Source organism: Mesorhizobium silamurunense, from assembly GCF_014843825.1.
GTDB classification, from domain to species: domain Bacteria; phylum Pseudomonadota; class Alphaproteobacteria; order Rhizobiales; family Rhizobiaceae; genus Mesorhizobium; species Mesorhizobium silamurunense.
The window spans coordinates 1-18,950 of sequence record NZ_JHQR01000007.1; the positions used below are offsets into that span (position 1 = coordinate 1).

Below are 18,950 nucleotides of genomic sequence, written 5' to 3' on the forward strand. Positions count from 1 at the left end.
TCGGCCGCGGCCTTCGCCGCCATCAGGCCGGCCGGGCCGGAACCCACGACCAGCACGTCGCAGAAGGCGTTCATGCGCTCATAGCGCGCCGGGTCGGGCGCGGTTCCAGCCTTGCCGAGGCCCGCGGCGCGGCGGATGAAATGCTCGCAGAACATCCAGAAGCGGGTGCCCTTCATGGGGCCGATCGCCGGCCCCATGAAGGTCTTGTAGTAGAAGCCGGCCGACAGGATCTTGCCGCCGAGCTGGTTGAGCGCGCCGATATCCCAGGCGAGCGAGGGCGAGCGATTCTGGCTGACAGCGACGAGCCCGTCATAAATCTCGACCATGGTGGCGGGGATGTTGGGCTCGCGGACGTCGCCGCGCAGCACCGTCACCAGGGCGTTCGGCTCCTCGACGCCGGCGGCGAGCAGGCCGCGCGGACGGTGGTATTTGAACGAGCGGCCGAACAGCGTCACGCCGTTGGCCAGCAGCGCCGAAGCCAGCGTGTCGCCGACATGGCCGGTATAGGGCGCGCCGTCGAAGGTGAAGCGAATGGTGCGCAGCCGATCGATGCGGCCGCCGGTGTCGGCGCGGCGCGGGCTCACTGGTTGCCTCCCGCCTTGTGGCCGGCGGATTTGTGTCCGCCGCGGGCGAAGGCCGTGCTCAGGATCTCATGGGTTACGGTGTTGCGCACCACCCGCAGATGCGCGCGGCAACCGCCGGAATGCTGCCAGATCTCATTGTGGTCGCCGGCCGGGTTCAGCCGGTCGTAGACATAGGCGTTCCAGGCGTCGAGATCCTGCGAGGAAGGCTGCGGCCGCGCGCGGTTGCCGTCGCCCTGGTAGGTGAATTCGATGACGTCGCGCGGGCCGCAATAGGGGCAAGTTATCAGCATCTTGATTCCAACCCTAATGCAGCCGCGGGGTCGCGCCCTGGCCTTTGTCGTCGATGATGAGGCCGCGATAGAAACGGTCGAGCGTGAAGGGCGCGTTGAATTCGTGCGGCTCGTCCTTGGCGATCGTCCAGGCGAAGCACCAGCCAGAGGCGGGGGTGGCCTTGAAGCCGCCATAGCACCAGCCGCAGTTGAGATACATGCCGGGCAGCGGTCCGGTGGTGATGATCGGCGAGCCGTCCATCGTCATATCGCAAAGGCCGCCCCAGGAGCGCAGCATGCGCACCCGCGCCAGGCCCGGGAACAGCGCCAGCATCTCGCTCATCACCTCGTCGACGACCGGCAGGCTGCCGCGTTGCGCATAGCTGTTGTAGCCGTCGAGGTCGCCGCCATAGACGAGACCGCCCTTGTCGGACTGGGAAATGTAGAAGTGGCCCATGCCGAAGGTGAGAACGGTGTTGATGATCGGCTTGAGCGATTCGGACACGAACGCCTGCAGCACGTAGCTTTCGATCGGCATATGCGAAATGCCGGCAAGCTGCATGACCTGGCCGGTGCTGCCGGCGACGGCAAGCGCCACTTTCTTGGCGCGGATGTCGCCGCGCGTCGTCGTCACGCCGGTGATGCGGTCGCCGTCGCGCAGGAAGCCGGTGACCTCGCAATTCTCGATGATGTCGACGCCGCGCCGGTCGGCGCCGCGCGCATAGCCCCAAGCGACCGCGTCGTGGCGAGCGGTGCCCGCGCGCGGCTGCATCAGTCCGCCGAGGACGGGAAAACGCGCCGAACCCGAGACGTCCAGCGCCGGCACAAGCCGTTTGATCTCACCGACGCTCATCAGCTCGGCGTCGACGCCGAGATGGCGCATGGCATTGCCGCGCCTTGCATAGTCGTCGAGCTGGGCCGGCGTGTGCGCCAGGTTGAGGCAGCCGCGCTGCGAGAACATGACGTTGTAGTTGAGGTCGTGCGACAGGTTCTCCCACAGCTTCATCGAATGTTCGTAGAAGCGTGTGTTCTGCGGCAAAAGGTAGTTGGAGCGCACGGCCGTGGTGTTGCGGCCGACATTGCCCGAGCCCAGCCAGCCTTTCTCCAGCACCGCGACGTTGGTGATGCCGTGTTCCTTGGCAAGGTAATAGGCGGTCGAGAGCCCATGGCCGCCACCGCCGATGACGATCACGTCATAGGACGCCTTGGGGTCCGGCTTGCGCCAGGCCGGTGTCCAGTCCTGGTTGCCCCTCAGCGCGTTCTTGAGCAGCGAAAAGGCTGAGTATTCCGCCATTCTTCCTGTCGTCCTTTTGGTGCGAGGCGGCAGACTATAGAGCAGGCGAGAAGCGCAAAGCCAAGATTGCGCCATAGCTTTTCGACAGGCCGACTTCGATCCGCGCCGTCGGTCTGCGGATGGAGACGGCTTGCCGCCTGATATGCCGGTCTTTATCAAGGGCGGAATTTTCGAAGATCTTTCGGCCGCGAGTCGCCCCGTCACGTCATGATTTTCCGACTGCTACGCCTGATCCTGGTCGCCATTGTCGCTGTCGCGGCACAGCCGTCGTCAGACGCGATGGGGCAGGCGATCGGCCAGGGCTCCGCGCAGCTCATCGCCGACCAGACCAAGGCCATCCAGGACCTGACGGCGAAGACCGACGGCCTGGAGAAGAAGTTAAGCGCTCCCGACCAGGACGATGCCGGTCTTGTCGATACCCGCTTGCAGCTCGAGGATATTTCGCGCGCCGCGCTGAACAGCGCGCTCGCGTTCCGTTCGCGCCTCAACGACATCAACGCTCGCATCGAGGTATTGGGGCCGCAGCCGGCGCAGGGGCAGCCGCCGGAGCCTGCGATCGTCGCCAATGAGCGCGCGGCGCTCACGGCCGAGAAGGCCGAGATCAATGCCGTGGTCGCCAGCGCGCAGAACCTGTCGATCCGCATCAGCGGGCTGGTCGACAAGATCGCTATCCTGCGCAGCGAGCTGTTCCGGAGCGTTCTGACGAAACGCTACGAATTGACCGATGCGCTGAGCCCGCAGGCCTTTTCCGACGCGCACGATCAGTTCACCGGCCTCTACAAGGCGGTGGCCTCCTGGCTCACCTTCGCATTGAAGTTCAAGTTCCAAGCCATGCTTGCGGCGACGCTGATGGCGCTGGCACTGGCGGCCGTGCTGCTGATCGGCGGCAGGCGCCTGTTCGGCCGCATCTTCGAGGCCGATCCTTCCGTCGAAGAGCCGTCCTACCTCAGCCGGCTGTCGGTGGCGTTCTGGTCGACGCTGCTGCCGACCGTGGCGCTCGGCGCGTTCCTCGCCTCGACCGTGTTCTTCTTCAACTACTACAGCGTGCTGCGCGGCGACATCGGCGAATTCCTCAACGCGCTGCTCTCCGTCGTCGCGGTGGTGTTCTGCGTCAATCGGCTGACCAATGCGGCACTCGAGCCGCGGCTGCCGAACTGGCGGCTTATTCCAGTCGCAACCGGACCGGCGCGTTGGCTGGTGCGGCTGGCCACCGCCATGGCCGTGGTCCTCGGCTTCAACTACTTCCTGTCGGTCGTCAACGAGAAGATGGGTTCGCCGCTGTCGCTGACGATTGCCAGGAGCTTCGTTGCCACCGTCATCGTGGGCATCATCCTGATCCTTATGGGCGTGCTGAGGCCTTTCAAGGCGCATGATGGGTCCTGGCGTCCCTGGCCGGCCTGGCTTCGCTTCATTGCCATCGGGCTCGGCCTGCTCACCATCGCCGCAGCACTGCTCGGCTATATCGGTCTTGCGCTTTTCGTCTCGATCCAGGTCGTGGTCACCGGCACCACGCTCGTCACCGCCTATATCGGCTTCCTGTCGGCGCGGGCGATCGGCGAGGAGGGCGGCTTCGCCGACACCTCGGTCGGGCGCTGGCTGTCTGCCAATTCCAGCTACGAGGACACCGCGCTCGACCAGCTCGGCCTGGTGGTCAGCATCGCCATCAACCTGATGATCGTGCTGGTGTTCCTGCCACTGATCCTCTTGATGTGGGGCTTCCAGCCCGGCGATATCGAAGCCTGGGCCTTCAAGCTGGCGACAGGCGTCACCATCGGTTCGGTGACGATTTCCGTCCTCGGCATCCTCACCGGCATCGTCGTCTTCGTTATCGGCTATTTCCTGACGCGCTGGTTCCAGGGCTGGCTCGACGGCTCGGTGATGGCGCGCGGCAAGGTCGACACCGGCGTGCGCAACTCGATCCGGCTGGCGGTGGGCTATGCCGGCGTCGCGCTCGCGGCGCTCGTCGGCATATCGGCGGCGGGCATCGATCTTTCCAATCTGGCGCTGGTGGCCGGCGCGCTTTCGCTGGGTATCGGCTTCGGCTTGCAGAACGTGGTCTCGAACTTCGTCTCAGGCCTGATCCTGCTTGCCGAGCGACCGTTCAAGGTCGGCGACTGGATCGTCGCCGGCGACATCAGCGGCACGGTCAGAAAGATCAGCGTGCGCGCCACCGAGATCGAGACGTTTCAGCGGCAGTCGGTGATCCTGCCGAACTCGAACCTCATCAACAATGCGGTCGGCAACTGGACGCACCGCAACAAGCTTGGCCGTGTCGACATCAAGGTGGGCGTCGCCTATGGTAGCGACGTCAAGCGCGTCCATGCCATCCTGCTCGACATTGCCCGCGCCCATCCGATGGCGCTCAAGAACCCCGAGCCCTTCGTGCTCTTTGCCAATTTTGGGCCGGCCGCGCTCGAATTCGAAATCCGCGTCTTCGTGGCCGACGTGTTGAACGGCAGCATCGTCCAGAACGACATCCGCTTCGCGATCTTCGATATCTTCGAGGACGAGCATATCGAGATCCCGTCGACGCCGCGCGCCGTGGTCGAGACAACGAAGCACGAGTCGTGGCCGATCGATGACGACAAGATCGAAGCCGAGTTCGCCGAACGCGAGCGGCTGGAAGCCCAGGCCGCGGCCGAGCAGGCCCGTTTGGCCAAAACGAAGAGGAAAGGCCGCAAGCCCGACCCCGACTAAAGCAGGTCGCGTGAAAGAAGATTCGCGCGATCTGCTTTAAGTTTTTTTCAAGCATGTCTTTGTCCCGAAACCGGTCCCACCTTCGGGAGACATGCTTAGGTTTGCCGGCCGGCGAAATTCCGGCCAAAGCCGATTGTGGCATGAATGCGGCATTCAGTTGCGGTTCAGGTTACATCTCATATAAGCTCTCACGCAAAGGGCGAGAATGCCTTGCGAAAATGAACAGAGGCGGTGTGGAAACACCGGAATTGCAATGTGGAAGTCTGTCGTTGCCGCCATCGCTTTCCTGGCCCTGGGCGGTTCGGCTTTTGCCGCCAGCGCGGTCAACAAGGACGCTCAGACGCGGACGTTGATCGTGACCGAAGGCGGCGGCAAGACCGAGTTGGCGCTGGCCGCCGGCGAGACGGTGGAATTCTGCCCGAATGGCTGCTTTGTTACCTTGCCCAACGGTGACCTCGAAGCGCTGACCGGTTCGGAAACGGTCGAGATATCGGGCGGCATCGCCCGTATCAAGTAAGAGCGCCCATAAGCACGATCGGCAAAGGCCGGGCGAATGTCCGGCCTTTTATCGTTTCCGATAGGCGCCGCTTAACGATGCCGCCGGAAATACCGTCTGTACAGCGCGTTGCAACCGGGCGTTTTAACGTTCGCTCCGCCATCTCCCGCTATATCCGTCGCAAGGGCGCCGAAGCACGGCGCGGGGGTGAGCAGGCAGGGCAACAATGGACGCGCGGTCGGACAGGAACGCAATTCCGCTTGCGGTCGACCTCGACGGCACGCTGATTGCAACGGACCTTCTGTGGGAAGGCCTGTTCATCCTGCTCAAGAAGAACCCGCTTTATGTCTTTCTCCTGCCGCTTTGGCTGACCGGCGGTCCCGCGCGGCTCAAGCAGGAAATCGCCGCGCGCGTCGACATCGATCCGGCCTCGCTGCCTTACCGGGTTGAACTGCTCGGGCGGCTCCGCGCCGAGCAGGAGGAAGGCCGCAAGATCGTGCTGGCTACGGGCACACCGCGCAAATTCGCCGAGGCGATCGCGGCGCATCTCGGCATCTTCGACCGCGTGCTGGCGACGGACGGACCGCATAATTTGAGTTCGGCCAGGAAGCGCGCCTCGCTGGTCGCCGCCTATGGCGATGGCGGCTTCGACTATGCCGGCAACAGCCGGCACGATCTCAAAGTCTTCGATGGCGCACGCAACGCCATCATCGTCGCGCCGGACCGCAGCGCCCGACGCTGGCAGGCGGGGCATGGCGCCGAGACGATGCCGGCGCCGAAGCGGACGCTGAAGACCTACGTCAGGATGCTGAGGATCCATCAGTGGCTGAAGAATTCGCTGATCGCTGTGCCAATGGTGCTGTCGCATGAGTATTTCAATGTCGGCATGATCTGGCAGTGCGTTCTGGCCTTCGTTTCCTTCAGCGCCGTCGCCTCCGCCATCTACATCGTCAACGACTTCTTCGACCTTGCGCTGGACCGTAAGCATCCGACCAAGTGCAACCGGCCCTTCGCCAGCGGTGTGCTGTCGATCCCGTTCGGCCTTGGCGCGATCGCCGTGCTGCTTGCCATCGGCATCGCCATCGGCTGCCTGCTGCCGATCGAATTCCTCGGCGTGCTCGGCGGCTACATGGTCGTGACCACTGCCTATTCGCTGTCCTTCAAGCGCATGCTGTTGATCGACGTGCTGACGCTGGCCGGCCTCTACACGATCCGCGTGCTGGCGGGCGCGGCGGCCACCGGCGTCGATGTCTCCTTTTGGCTGCTCGCCTTCTCGATCTTCTTCTTCCTGTCGCTTGCGCTGGTGAAGCGTTTCGTCGAACTGCGCACCACCGCCATCCCGGTCGGCGAGCGCATCGCCGGCCGCGGCTATCGCACCGAGGACCAGGAGATCGTCGCCCAGGCCGGCATGGCCTCGGCCTTCTCCTCGGCGCTGGTGCTGGCGCTCTACATGGACAGCGTCGCGGTGCGCGAGCTCTATCCGCATCCCTGGGTGATGTGGCCTCTAGCGCCGATCGTGCTTTATCTCACCATGCGCGTCTGGATCCTCGCCCGCCGCGACGAGATGCATGACGATCCGGTCGTCTTCATCATCCGCGACTGGCGCAGCCAGATCGTGGTGGCCATCGGCGCGGTGCTTCTGGTCGCGGGAGGCTGGGGTTGGTGAGGGCGGGCGGCGAACGCTTCGGCAGTTTCGGACTGGCGACGCCTCCGGCACGCCATTCCATCCCTGCCGACGATGCCATTGCGCTGTTGAAGAGTGGCGCGGCCAAGCCTGGTTCGCTCATCGCCTACGGCAATGGCCGCTCCTATGGCGACAGCTGCCAGAACGACGCCGGCATGGTCGTCGACATGCGGCCGCTCAATCGCATCCGCGCTTTCAACGCCGAGACAGGCGCGATCGAGGCCGATACCGGGGTGCTGCTTTGCGACATCATCGCCTATGCCGCGCCCTACGGTTTCTTTCCGGCCGTGGTTCCCGGCACTCAATTCGTGACCCTGGGTGGCGCCATCGCCAACGATGTCCACGGCAAGAACCACCACCGGCGCGGCACATTCGGCTGTCATGTCGAATCCTTGACCCTGCTGCGGTCCGACGGCCGGACCTATCGCTGCTCCGACACCGACAATGCCCATCTCTTCAGGGCGACGATCGGCGGCATGGGGCTTACCGGATTGATCCTGTCGGCGTCGATCCGGCTGATGCGCGTGCCCTCGCTCGACATCGTCGAGAAGGCGACCCGGTTTCGTGATCTCGACGAATTCTTCGACCTTGCGGATGCAGCCGACCAGGCCAATGAATATGCCGTCGCCTGGATCGATCAGCTTGCCGGCGGTCACGGGCGCGGGCGCGGCCTCTTGTTCACCGGCAACCACGCCGAGCACGGCTCGCATGCCGCCGCCCGGGCAGGCAGCCGGATCTCGGTGCCCGTGCGGCCTCCCTTCAACGTGCTCAACCGCCCGTTCCTGACCGTCTTCAACGCTGCCTATCGGTGGAAGAAGGGCCGCTCGTCCGATGCGCGCCGGGCGGGCTACCAGGCCTTCTTCTTTCCGCTCGACGGCGTTCGCGACTGGAACCGGCTCTATGGACCGCGCGGGCTTTTCCAGCACCAGAGCGTGGTGCCTGAGGCCGTCGCGCGGCGCGCCGTGCCGGCCCTGCTCGAAGCGGCGCGGCGGGCAGGCCAAGGCTCGTTTCTCACGGTCCTGAAGCGGTTTGGCGACGTCCGTTCGCCGGCGTTGCTATCGTTCCCGCGGCCCGGCTACACGCTGACGCTCGATTTTCCCAACAAAAGCGAAAGGACGCTGAGGCTTCTCGCCGAGCTCGACCGCATCACGGTCGAGGCCGGTGGGGCCGTCAACCCCTACAAGGATGCACGCATGGGGCCCGAAACCTTCGCGACGCCCTTCCCGGAATGGCAGCGGCTGGAGGCGCTTCGCGATCCGGCCTTCCTGTCGAGTTTCTGGGCGCGGACAGCGAAAAAACTGGATGCTGGAAGAGGTGCGACCGAGGCTGCGGAGTAGGTCGAATTTGAGTAAATCTTGGTAAATGGCGCGTTAAGATCAGGGTTTACTCAAAATAGACATGTGATTTCACTAAATATTTGCAGGTTTGTAGTAGGACCGTTCAAGGGCGGGGTGGCAATAATGAAATACATCGTCTTCATTCTCTTCACGGTCATGACCAATGCCGCTGCGCAGCTCATGTTGAAGCAGGGCATGATGTCGATGGGACCGATCTCGTTCGAGGGCGTCAATCCGCTCTTGAAGCTTCTGCAGATCGTGTTCAGCCCATGGATATTCCTCGGCCTTTGCACCTTCGTCATCTCGATGGCCTCGCATCTCTACGTGCTGTCGAAGGTCGAGCTCAGCTTCGCCTATCCGTTCCTGAGCCTCGCCTATGTTGCGGTCGCCGTCTTTGCCTATTTCGTCTTCCGCGAGGACCTCAATGGGTGGCGCATCGCCGGCATCGCCTGCATCTGCGTCGGCACCGTGCTGATAGCGCAAAGTGGCCGCGATTTGGGTGGCCGCGGGCATGAGGACCAAACTGCTTCCATCACCTCCGACAAGATCGGCGCAAACGAGATCGTTCGATGAGACATGTGATTTTCGGCGGCGACGGTTTCGTCGGCCGTCATCTTGCCCCCAAGCTTGCCGCGGACGGCGAGAACGTCGTCGTCGCCGACATCGTCAAGAGCGACCTGCCGCACTATCGTTCGGTGCGCTTCATCACTTGCGACGTGACCGATCCGGCTTCGGTCGCGGCAGTGGGCCTCAGGGCCGACGACATGGTCTACAACCTGTCGGCCAAGATGCTGTCGCCGATCCAGGTGCGCGCCAAGCGGCACGACTTCTTCTTTCCGGTGAATTTCCACGGCACCGAACACATCATCCAGGCCATGGACAAGGCCGGCGCCTCGAAACTGGTCCACTACACGACCGATATGATCTACGGCCATACCGTGGTGCTGCCGATGACCGAGAATCATCCGGTGGCACCGCTTGGCGAATATGGCCTGTCGAAGCTCAGGACCGAGGAGCTCGCCGCCGAATGGCGCAAGCGCGGCATGTCGATCTCGCTGTTCCGGCCGCGCCTGATCATCGGGCCCGGGCGCCTCGGCATCCTGGAAAAACTCTTCAAGCTGATCGACTGGAACCTGCCGGTGCCAATGATCGGCTCGGGCAGGAATCCATACCAGTTCATCTCGGTGTTCGACTGCGCCGAAGCCGCCCGCGCGGCCTGGAAAGCCGGCGTGCCGAACGAAGCCTATAATCTCGGTTCGCTCAATCCGCCGCCGGTGAGAAAACTGCTCGGGGACCTGATCAAGCATGCCGGCTCTAAGTCGATCCTGCTGCCGTCGCCGGGCTGGGCGGTCAAGCGCACGCTCGACCTGCTCGACCTCTTCAACATGCCGATCATGGATCCGGAGCAGTATCTGATCGCCGATGAGGAATGCGTGCTCGACGTGTCCAAGGCCGAGCGTCAGCTCGGCTGGGTGCCGCAATACCGCGACGAGGACATGCTGATCGCCGCCTACAGCGAATACCGCGCCAAGAAGGACGGCCACGCCGTCGCCACCAAACACGTTCCTGCCGAATAAGGCGACGAAGGGGGGATTTCGAGATGACTGTCATTGCCAAACCGGAACTGGGCGTGCGCGCGCTGGTCGATGCGCCGGCGCTGTTGCCGGCCACCATCGCCAAGCCCGACCTGATCAGCGTCGAACAGGCCAAGGCGATGGATGTCGCCCGTGTCACCGACCTGTTCAAGACGCACCTCAACCCGGGCCAGCTGCATTTCATGAAGCTGCTCGGCTTCCACAAGGTCAAAATCGAGCGCGCCGAGGGCATGTTCTATATCGACCAGAACGGCCGCAAGATCCTGGACTTCTTCGGCGGCTTCGGTTCGCTGGCCTTCGGCCACAACCATCCGCGCATCCTCGAGGCGCGCAAGAAATTCCAGGAGGAGAAGCGCCAGGAGATCGCCATCGCCTTCATGTCGCAATATGCGGCAGCCCTTGCGCACAACATCGCCAAGTGCTCGCCCGGCGATCTCGACATGGTGTTCCTCGGCTCGTCTGGTTCGGAAGCCATGGAAGCGGCGGTGAAGCTCGCCGAACGCGCCGCAGGCCCCAAGCGGCCGAAGGTCGTCTATGCCGAGAACTCCTTCCACGGCAAGACCAAGGGCGTGCTAGCGATCACCGACGGTCAGCTCTATCGCGCCGAGTTCAAGGTGGCGGACAATGCCGTGCGCGTTCCCTTCGCGGACATCGACGCGGTCGAGCGCGCCTTCCGCAACGATCCCGAGATCGGCGCCATCGTGCTCGAAACCATCCAGGGCGGCGGTGGCATCATCCAGGCGCCGGCCGAATACTGGCAGAAGCTGCGCGCGCTTTGCGACCGGTATGGCGTGCTGTGGGTCGCCGACGAAGTGCAATGCGGCTACGGCCGTTCCGGCCGCTTTTATGCCTTCGAGCATTACGGCGTCGTGCCGGACGTGACGGCGCTGGCGAAATCGCTCGGCGGCGGCAAGGCGGCAGTCGGCGCCATGATCGCCAAGCGCGACGTCTACATGAAGGCCTATGGCACGCCCAAGACGGCGATGATCCATGCCATGGCGACGTTCGGCGGCATGGGCGAGGCCTGTGTCACCGCGATCGAGGCGCTGAACGTCCTCTATGACGAGGGCCTGATCGACAATGCGGCTTCGACCGGCGATTACCTTCGGCAGCGGCTGCAGGCGCTGAAGGCGAAATATCCGAAGATCATCAAGGACGTGCGCGGCAAGGGCTTCATGATCGGGCTCGAGTTCCACGATTTCTCGCAAACCTTGCCGATGGTGCTGCGTCCGCTGGTGAGCGTGCTCGACGACAAGCTGAAGGGCTCGCTGTCGGGCTTCGTCGGCGCGCTGCTGTTGCGCGACTACGACGTGCTCGTCGCCTTCACCGAATACAATCGCAACGTCATCCGGCTCGAGCCGCCGCTGATCTGCCAGCGCGAGCATGTCGACCGCTTCGTCGATGCCTTCGACAGCCTTCTGTCGCGCGGCATCGTGGCGATCGTGAGGGATTTCGTGAAAAGCCAGGTCCGCTGAGACAGACGATGCTGACTAGGCCGCCCATTGTCCCGACCAATGCGCTCGACCGGCTGACCGGCGCCGGTCTTGCCTGGGGCGAGGGGGCTTATGCGAAATGGGCCGCGCCGATCGGCGCGGCGGCCTTCTCGCTTTACATCCTGCTGACCGCCGTGACGGCCTGGTTCATGCCCGATGCCAACTGGGACATGCTGCCTTACCTCGCGATCGCCGAGGAAGGCACCTATCCCGCTCCGCGGGCGCTGCATGACTATGCCTACAGCACCGTCAAGGAAGGTGTGTCGGCGGGCGACTACAAGATGCTGACCGACGATGGCGGCGGCTTCCGCAGCCACATGGCGGAGAATGCCGCCGACTTCCATTCGCTGCTCGGCATGTACCGGATCAAGTTCCTCTACGCCGAGATCCTGTCTGGCCTCAGCCATATCGTCTCGCCGGTCGAGGCGATGCGGCTGGTGCAGGTGTTCTCGGTGCTCTTGTTCGGCGCCATCACATTGCTCTGGCTGCGGGCGGAAGGCGCGCTGGCGCTGGCGCTGGTCGCCGGCGCCATCCTGATCATGGCCGATTTCGGCGATGCCGCGCGGGTTTCGACGCCGGACCTCCTCTGCTCGGCGCTGTTCCTCGGCGGGCTGTTCGCCTATGTCCGCAAACGCGAGACAGCCTCGGCGACCCTGCTTTTCCTCGCCTTCATGGCGCGGCCGGACAACATCGTCTTCCTCGCCATCTTCGCCGTTCTGCTCGTCGCGTTCCGGCAGAAGGCGTGGGGGGCGCTGGCCGGCTTTGCCGCCTCCTTCGTCGCCTATTTCGCCATCTCGCATTGGGCGCAGCATCCCGGCTGGTGGCCGCATCTTTGGTTCTCCAGCATAGAGCAGCACTACAATATGGACGGCTTCGAACCGCCATTCTCGGTGGCGGCCTATCTCAAGGCCTTTGCCGCCTCGGTGGTGCGCGCCATCGACGTCAACAGTTGGGTCGGCGTCTCGGTGCTGGCTTTAGCCGGCTGGTACGGGCTCGACCGCGCCGGCTTCCGGCTCGACCGCCGCGCCGGCATCCTGCTTGCGGCATTGGTGCTCGGCGTGCTCGCGAAGTTCACGGTCTTCCCGATCCACGACACCCGCATCTATTTTCCCAATCTTCTGCCGCCCTTCCTGCTGCTCGCCGCGCGGCTGATGGCGCTGTGGGCATCGGCGAGCCCGGATCGGCACCGCGAGGTGCAGCACGTCGTTTCCGGAGACAAGTCATGAGCTCAGTTTCCACCATCGCGCGCGTTCTGTTGTCGCTCGGCCTTCCAGCAGGCCTGCTCGATCGTGGACCCTCGCTGCGCGGCACGAAGTTCCTCGCCAACGCGGCGCTCAAGGCGCGCTTCGGCGGTGGACGACCATTCCAGATGGTCAATGTCGGCGCCTGCGACGGCGCGCTGTTCGACGACGTGACGCCCTGGCTGCACCGCATCAGGGGTGCTCGGGCGATGCTGGTCGAGCCGATTCCCTACAACCAGAAGCGGCTGCGCGCCAACTATCCGGACACCGGGCGCTTCGTCATCGAGCCGGTGGCGGTGACCAGGACAAAGGGTACCATCACCGTCCATACGTTCGATGCCGCCGCGCTCGAGGCCGGCACGCTGCCGATCGAGTTCATCGGCTGCTCGTCGGTCACCGACACCAATCTGATGTCCGGCAAGAATGCCTGGGGCGAGGCGGACGCCAATTTCAACAAGTTCGCGCCGCATCTGAAGGACATCGAGGTGCCGTCGGAGACCCTGCAGACGCTGCTCGACCGCAACGGCGTCAGCTATATCGACGCTTTCCTGGTCGATTGCGAGGGCGCCGACTGGATGGTGTTCGACCAGCTCGACCTCCAGCGCTACCGTCCCGGCATGATCAAGATCGAGGTCGGCGCGCTGTCGGCGGCCGAGATCGGCCAGGTCGTCGTCAAGCTCAAGACCGCTGGCTATCAAGTCGGCTTCCAGGCCGAGGACATCTGGGCCTTCGCCTAGCTTCCACCGCTGTGGCGGCAATCGAACCCAATTGCCGTTCGGGCCGGATGCGCTTGACAAAGCGGCGGCGGCTCGTTCAACTGAGCCATTCACCAGGGGAGTCCCGGCAAGGGGCTGAGATACTGCTGGCTTCGCGGCGCAGTGACCCGTTGAACCTGATCCAGTTCATACTGGCGTAGGGACGGTGCAAGCGCTTTGCGGGACTCCATGCCCGAAGACCTGTTCGCACAGGTGGACCAAGGCGGCTTTTCATCCTTCCGGCACAGAACTGGGTCTCCAATGCAGATGAGCAAAGGAGCCTCAAATGAATGCCTTGACCCCCGCCGTTTCGACGGGACCGCTGCCCGCCTCACGGAAAATCCACAAAACCGGCGTCCTCCATCCGCAGATCAGGGTGCCGATGCGCGAGATCAGCGTGCACCCGACCGCCGGTGAGCCGCCGGTGACGGTCTACGATCCGTCAGGCCCATATACCGACCCCGCGATCGAAACGAACATCGAAATGGGACTTGCCCGGCTTCGGCAGGACTGGATCGCGGCGCGCGGCGATGTCGAAGCTTATGACGGCCGCCACGTCAGGCCGGAGGACAACGGATTTGCGACTGGCGAACGGCTGACGCCGGAATTTCCTGTCCGCAATCGTCCTCTGCGGGCGAAAGCCGGCAAGGCGGTGACGCAGCTTGCCTACGCGCGTGCAGGGATCATCACGCCCGAAATGGAATTCGTGGCCATCCGCGAGAACCTCGGCCGCGAGACGCTGTGGGGCAAGCTGCAACAGGATGGCGAGGCGTTCGGTGCATCGATTCCGGATTTCGTCACACCGGAATTCGTGCGCGACGAGGTGGCGCGCGGCCGCGCCATCATCCCCGCCAACATCAACCATCCCGAGAGCGAGCCGATGATCATCGGCCGCAATTTCCTGGTGAAAATCAACGCCAATATCGGCAATTCCGCAGTCACCTCGTCGATGGCCGAGGAGGTCGAAAAAATGGTCTGGGCGATCCGATGGGGCGCCGATACGGTGATGGACCTGTCTACCGGCCGCAACATCCACAACATCCGCGAATGGATCGTGCGCAATTCGCCGGTGCCGATCGGCACGGTGCCGCTCTACCAGGCGCTGGAGAAGGTGGGCGGCATCGCCGAAGACCTGAGCTGGGAGGTCTATCGCGACACGCTGATCGAACAGGCCGAGCAGGGCGTCGACTATTTCACCATCCACGCCGGCGTGCGGCTGCATTACATCCCGCTGACCGTCGATCGGGTCACGGGTATCGTCTCGCGCGGTGGCTCGATCATGGCCAAATGGTGCCTGCACCATCACCGCGAAAGCTTCCTCTATGAGCATTTCGAGGAAATCTGCGACATCTGTCGTGCCTATGACGTCTCCTTCTCGCTCGGCGACGGCCTTCGGCCCGGCTCGATCGCGGATGCCAACGACAAAGCGCAATTCGCCGAGTTGGAAACGCTTGGCGAGCTGACCAAGATCGCTTGGGCAAAGGACTGCCAGGTGATGATCGAAGGTCCCGGACACGTGCCGATGCACAAGATCAAGCAGAACATGGATAAGCAGCTCGCTGTCTGCGGCGAGGCGCCGTTCTACACGCTCGGGCCGCTGACGACGGACATAGCGCCGGGCTACGACCACATCACGTCCGGCATCGGCGCCGCCATGATCGGCTGGTTCGGCACGGCCATGCTCTGTTATGTGACGCCGAAGGAACATCTCGGCCTGCCGGACCGCAACGACGTCAAGACCGGCGTGATAACTTACAGAATAGCCGCTCATGCCGCCGACCTTGCCAAGGGGCATCCCGCAGCGAAGGTCCGCGACGACGCGCTTTCCCGGGCGCGGTTCGAGTTCCGCTGGGAAGATCAGTTCAACCTGTCGCTCGATCCCGAAACGGCGCGCTCGTTCCACGACGAAACCTTGCCCAAGGAAGCGCACAAGGTGGCGCATTTCTGCTCTATGTGCGGACCGAAATTCTGCTCCATGCGCATATCCCACGACATCCGCGCCGAAGCGCAGAAGGAGGGGATGGCGGCGATGGCGGAGAAATACCGCGCCGGCGGCGATCTCTATATGCCTGTCAGCGATGCCGCATTCGGCACGGTCGAGTCGTCATGAGGGTGCTGGTCAAGGGGGCCGGCGTGGCCGGCCTCACCGCGGCGTTCGAACTTGCGGACCGCGGCGCGTTGGTCACTGTCGTCGAGGTCCGGTCTCACCTGGGCGGCAATGCGTCATGGGCCGCAGGCGGCATGCTGGCGCCATGGTGCGAGCGCGAGAGCGCCGAGCAGGCGGTGCTGGATCTCGGACGCGGCGCCGCCGACTGGTGGGACGCTGCTTTGCCCGGCCAAGCGACGCGGGCGGGAACGCTCGTCGTCGCGCCGCCGCGTGATGCGGGCGAGCTCGACCGCTTCGCCAGCCGCACCTCGGGCCATCGCTGGTTGGGCGAGGAGGACATCGCAAGGGTGGAGCCCGACCTCGCCGGCCGTTTCAAGCGCGGGCTGTTCTTCCCCGACGAAGCGCATCTCGACCCGCGCCGGGCAATGGCGGCGCTTCATGACAAGCTGGTCGCGATGGGCGTCGACTTCCATTTCGCAACCGACGGCCAAGGCCTTCCAGGCTTCAAATACAGGGTCGACTGCCGGGGGATCGCGGCGGACGATGCGGCGCTGCGCGGCGTTCGCGGCGAAATGCTGATCCTGCGTACGCCGGATATATCGCTGTCTCGTCCCGTCCGGCTGCTGCATCCGCGCTTTCCGCTCTACATCGTGCCGCGCGCCGACCATCATTTCATGGCCGGCGCAACGATGATCGAGAGCCAGGATGCCGGCCCGGTCACCGTCCGTTCCATGATGGAACTGGCCAGCGCCGCCTGCGCGCTCCATCCGGCCTTCGGTGAGGCGGCGATCGTGGAAATGAGCACCGGTGTCCGTCCGGCCTTTGCCGACAATTTGCCAAGCGTCGAAAGGCTCGGCAACGGCGTCGCGATCAATGGGCTCTATCGCCATGGCTTTCTGCTTGCCCCCGCCATGGCGCGGCAGGCGGCTGACATCCTGTTAAATCCCGACAAACGCGTGGGAGCTTGCGCATGAAACTGATCGTCAACGGAGAAGCGCTCGACAGTGCCGCCGCAACGCTGGCGGTGCTGCTTGCCGAGCTTGACTATGAAGGCGATTGGCTGGCGACGGCCGTCAACAGCGACGTCGTACACAAAGCCAACCGGGCGGAATTTCGATTGAGCGACGGCGATCGGATCGAAATCCTTTCGCCCATGCAGGGAGGCTAGCATGTTCGACCTTCTCGAAGCGGTACTGCCTTCGCGCCTGCTGCTCGGCACCGCCCAGTATCCTTCGCCGGCCATCCTGGCCGATGCGGTCAGGGCGTCGGGCGCCTCGGTGGTGACGGTTTCGCTGCGTCGTGAAATGGCTGGCGGCAGGGGCGGCGAAAAATTCTGGTCGCTGGTCAACTCGCTCGGCGTGAGGATCCTGCCCAACACCGCCGGCTGTCACTCCGTGAAGGAAGCCGTCACGACCGCGAAGATGGCGCGCGAGGTTTTTGGCACGTCCTGGATCAAGCTAGAGGTGATCGGCAACCATGACACGCTCCAGCCGGACGTGTTCAGCCTGGTCAAAGCCGCCCGCATCCTGTGCGAAGACGGTTTCACGGTGTTCCCCTATACCACCGACGATCTCGTCGTCGCCGAGCGGCTGCTGGGCGCAGGCTGCAAGGTCCTCATGCCGTGGTGCGCGCCGATCGGCTCGGCCCTCGGACCGGTCAACATCATGGCGCTGCGCTCGATGCGCGGGCATTTCCCCGACGTGCCGCTGATCGTCGATGCGGGGCTCGGGCGGCCATCGCATGCGGCAACCGTCATGGAACTCGGCTTCGACGCCGTGTTGCTGAACACGGCGGTCGCCAAGGCGGCCGATCCGGTCGGCATGGCGCGCGCTTTCAGCAAGGCGGTCGACGCCGGCCGCGAAGCCTTCGGCTCGGGATTGCTCGAGCCGCGCGATGTCGCCGTACCGTCGACGCCGACAATCGGCAGGGCGGTTTTTTCATGAAGCTCGATCCCTTCTACCTGATCGTCGACAGCGCTGCCTGGATCGAGCGGCTGGTGCCGCTTGGTGTCAGGCTCGTGCAACTGCGCATCAAGGACATGGACGAGGGCGAGCTGCGCGTGGAGATCCGCAAGGCAAGGGCCTTGTGCGCCCGACACCAATGCCAACTCATCATCAACGATCATTGGCGGCTGGCGATCGAGGAGCGCTGCGATTTCGTCCATCTCGGCCAGGAGGATCTGCAAACTGCTGACCTTCCGGCAATACAGGCGGCCGGCGTCAGGCTCGGACTGAGCACGCATGATGATGCCGAACTGGAAACGGCCGTTGCGGCGAAGCCGCACTACGTCGCGCTCGGCCCGGTCTACCCCACCATCCTGAAGAAAATGAAATGGGCGCCGCAGGGGCTGGAACGGATCCGTGCGTGGAAGGAACGGGTCGCGCCTCTCCCGCTGGTCGCTATCGGCGGCCTCAACCCCGAGCGGCTCGATGGCGTTTTCGGAGCTGGCGCCGACAGCGCGGCGGTGGTCACGGACATAACGCTGAATTCCGATCCCGAAGCGCGCACCAGAGAATGGATCGAAAAGACGGATCAATGGCGCTGAACCGGGACCTGCATGTGCTTGTCGTCGGCGGATCGGATTCCAGCGGTGGTGCCGGGATTGCACGCGATATCGAGACGGTCTCTTCGATTGGCCTGCGGACCTGTCTTGCCGTTACCGCGGTGACGGTGCAGACGCATGGCGCCGTAAAGGGCATCCTTCATCTGCAACCTGGCCTGGTCGCCGATCAGATGCGAGCAGCGTTGCAGGCCAACGAGGTAGCTGCCATCAAGATCGGCATGCTCGCAACGGTGCCGACCATCGCCGCCGTTGCCGCCGTGCTGAGCGAAAATCCGCAGATACCGGCGATCCTCGATCCGGTGCTGGCTTCCTCGTCAGGCAGGCCGCTGGTGGAACCGAATGCCGTCGACGTCATGAAGCGTGATCTCATGCCGCTTTGCCGCCTGGTCACGCCGAACCTTGTTGAACTGGCGGTGCTGACCGGTTCGGAATTGGCCGTGAACGATGAAGACATGCTGCGGCAGGGAAGGCGATTGCTTGCGGCCGGGTCGCGGGCGCTGGTGCTGAAGGGCGGTCATGCGGCGGGGGCAAGATCAACAGACATCCTGTTGAGTTCCGACCGGGAACCAGTTCGCTTCGAAATGCCTCGCCTTACCGCGTCGATGCGCGGGACGGGCTGTATGCTGGCCAGCGCCATCGCCGCGCATCTGGCCGAGGCGAAGTCGCTTGAGGACAGTGTGCACGAAGCCAAGCAGCGTGTCTTCGAGAAGCTCATGGAGGCTTCAGCCTGACTCCGGCGCACAAAGGAATTCCTGATTGGTGGCGCTTGGGAAGCGCGTTCATTCGTCAGGGTCGCTCGGCTCTTTCGCAATGTCGCAAACAGGCTTCAATCTCC

Annotated in this window: 18 protein-coding genes and 1 riboswitch; of the genes, 15 read left to right on the plus strand and 3 right to left on the minus strand. The window is 63.9% G+C overall.

Translation table 11 applies throughout. The annotated features are described in order from the left end of the window. The 3 genes from DH10_RS00640 to DH10_RS00650 form a co-directional block, all read right to left on the minus strand. Positions 1-584: 2Fe-2S iron-sulfur cluster-binding protein (locus DH10_RS00640; RefSeq protein ID WP_192384041.1), on the minus strand; the 584-nt coding region annotated here is incomplete at its 3' end. After that, the gene (locus tag DH10_RS00645; protein WP_192255796.1) at positions 581-874 is read right to left on the minus strand and encodes a sarcosine oxidase subunit delta; all 294 of its coding nucleotides are present in this window, start codon (positions 872-874) and stop codon (positions 581-583) included. The genes DH10_RS00645 and DH10_RS00640, both read right to left, overlap by 4 nt. A 13-nt stretch (positions 875-887) precedes the next feature. Continuing rightward, the gene (locus DH10_RS00650; protein WP_192255798.1) at positions 888-2,147 is read right to left on the minus strand and encodes a sarcosine oxidase subunit beta; all 1,260 of its coding nucleotides are present in this window, start codon (positions 2,145-2,147) and stop codon (positions 888-890) included. A 207-nt stretch (positions 2,148-2,354) separates the two neighbouring features. On the opposite strand from DH10_RS00650, the gene DH10_RS00655 reads away from it, so the two are divergent. The 15 genes from DH10_RS00655 (at position 2,355) to DH10_RS00725 (ending at position 18,846) form a co-directional block, all read left to right on the plus strand. Continuing rightward, complete coding sequence (locus DH10_RS00655) at positions 2,355-4,844, plus strand: mechanosensitive ion channel family protein (protein WP_192255800.1); 2,490 nt, start codon at positions 2,355-2,357, stop codon at positions 4,842-4,844. Positions 4,845-5,097: 253 nt separating this feature from the next. Then, a complete protein-coding gene (locus DH10_RS00660; RefSeq protein ID WP_126088656.1) occupies positions 5,098-5,361 on the plus strand; it encodes a hypothetical protein in 264 nt (87 codons plus the stop codon). Between the two features lie 205 nt (positions 5,362-5,566). Continuing rightward, positions 5,567-7,006: a UbiA family prenyltransferase gene (locus DH10_RS00665; RefSeq protein WP_192255802.1), complete on the plus strand. Its 1,440-nt coding sequence runs from the start codon at positions 5,567-5,569 to the stop codon at positions 7,004-7,006. Further along, entirely contained in the window at positions 7,000-8,361 is a 1,362-nt protein-coding gene (locus DH10_RS00670; RefSeq protein ID WP_210325301.1) for an FAD-binding oxidoreductase, read from the plus strand. Before DH10_RS00665 ends, DH10_RS00670 begins: the two co-directional genes overlap by 7 nt. A 123-nt stretch (positions 8,362-8,484) precedes the next feature. Continuing rightward, positions 8,485-8,934 (plus strand): EamA family transporter, encoded by a 450-nt coding sequence (locus tag DH10_RS00675; protein WP_192255804.1) that lies wholly within the window; start codon positions 8,485-8,487, stop codon positions 8,932-8,934. Next, complete coding sequence (locus tag DH10_RS00680; RefSeq protein ID WP_192255806.1) at positions 8,931-9,938, plus strand: NAD-dependent epimerase/dehydratase family protein; 1,008 nt, start codon at positions 8,931-8,933, stop codon at positions 9,936-9,938. The genes DH10_RS00675 and DH10_RS00680 overlap by 4 nt, the downstream gene beginning before the upstream one ends. A gap of 23 nt (positions 9,939-9,961) precedes the next feature. After that, positions 9,962-11,431, plus strand: a complete 1,470-nt coding sequence (locus DH10_RS00685) for an aspartate aminotransferase family protein (RefSeq protein WP_210325302.1) — start codon at positions 9,962-9,964, stop codon at positions 11,429-11,431. An 8-nt stretch (positions 11,432-11,439) separates the two neighbouring features. Continuing rightward, a complete protein-coding gene (locus DH10_RS00690; RefSeq protein ID WP_192255808.1) occupies positions 11,440-12,675 on the plus strand; it encodes a hypothetical protein in 1,236 nt (411 codons plus the stop codon). Next, positions 12,672-13,427 (plus strand): FkbM family methyltransferase, encoded by a 756-nt coding sequence (locus tag DH10_RS00695; protein ID WP_192255810.1) that lies wholly within the window; start codon positions 12,672-12,674, stop codon positions 13,425-13,427. Before DH10_RS00690 ends, DH10_RS00695 begins: the two co-directional genes overlap by 4 nt. A gap of 84 nt (positions 13,428-13,511) precedes the next feature. Then, a riboswitch (TPP riboswitch) is annotated at positions 13,512-13,627 on the plus strand. A gap of 104 nt (positions 13,628-13,731) precedes the next feature. After that, positions 13,732-15,555, plus strand: a complete 1,824-nt coding sequence (gene thiC, locus DH10_RS00700; protein ID WP_192255812.1) for a phosphomethylpyrimidine synthase ThiC — start codon at positions 13,732-13,734, stop codon at positions 15,553-15,555. Then, positions 15,552-16,526 (plus strand): glycine oxidase ThiO, encoded by a 975-nt coding sequence (thiO, locus tag DH10_RS00705; protein WP_192255815.1) that lies wholly within the window; start codon positions 15,552-15,554, stop codon positions 16,524-16,526. The genes thiC and thiO overlap by 4 nt, the downstream gene beginning before the upstream one ends. Beyond that, complete coding sequence (thiS, locus tag DH10_RS00710) at positions 16,523-16,720, plus strand: sulfur carrier protein ThiS (protein WP_127861929.1); 198 nt, start codon at positions 16,523-16,525, stop codon at positions 16,718-16,720. The genes thiO and thiS overlap by 4 nt, the downstream gene beginning before the upstream one ends. Before the next feature lies 1 nt (position 16,721). Continuing rightward, entirely contained in the window at positions 16,722-17,495 is a 774-nt protein-coding gene (locus tag DH10_RS00715; protein WP_192255816.1) for a thiazole synthase, read from the plus strand. Continuing rightward, complete coding sequence (locus DH10_RS00720; protein ID WP_192255818.1) at positions 17,492-18,097, plus strand: thiamine phosphate synthase; 606 nt, start codon at positions 17,492-17,494, stop codon at positions 18,095-18,097. The genes DH10_RS00715 and DH10_RS00720 overlap by 4 nt, the downstream gene beginning before the upstream one ends. After that, positions 18,088-18,846: a hydroxymethylpyrimidine/phosphomethylpyrimidine kinase gene (locus DH10_RS00725; RefSeq protein ID WP_192255821.1), complete on the plus strand. Its 759-nt coding sequence runs from the start codon at positions 18,088-18,090 to the stop codon at positions 18,844-18,846. Before DH10_RS00720 ends, DH10_RS00725 begins: the two co-directional genes overlap by 10 nt. The last annotated feature ends 104 nt before the right edge of the window (positions 18,847-18,950 follow it).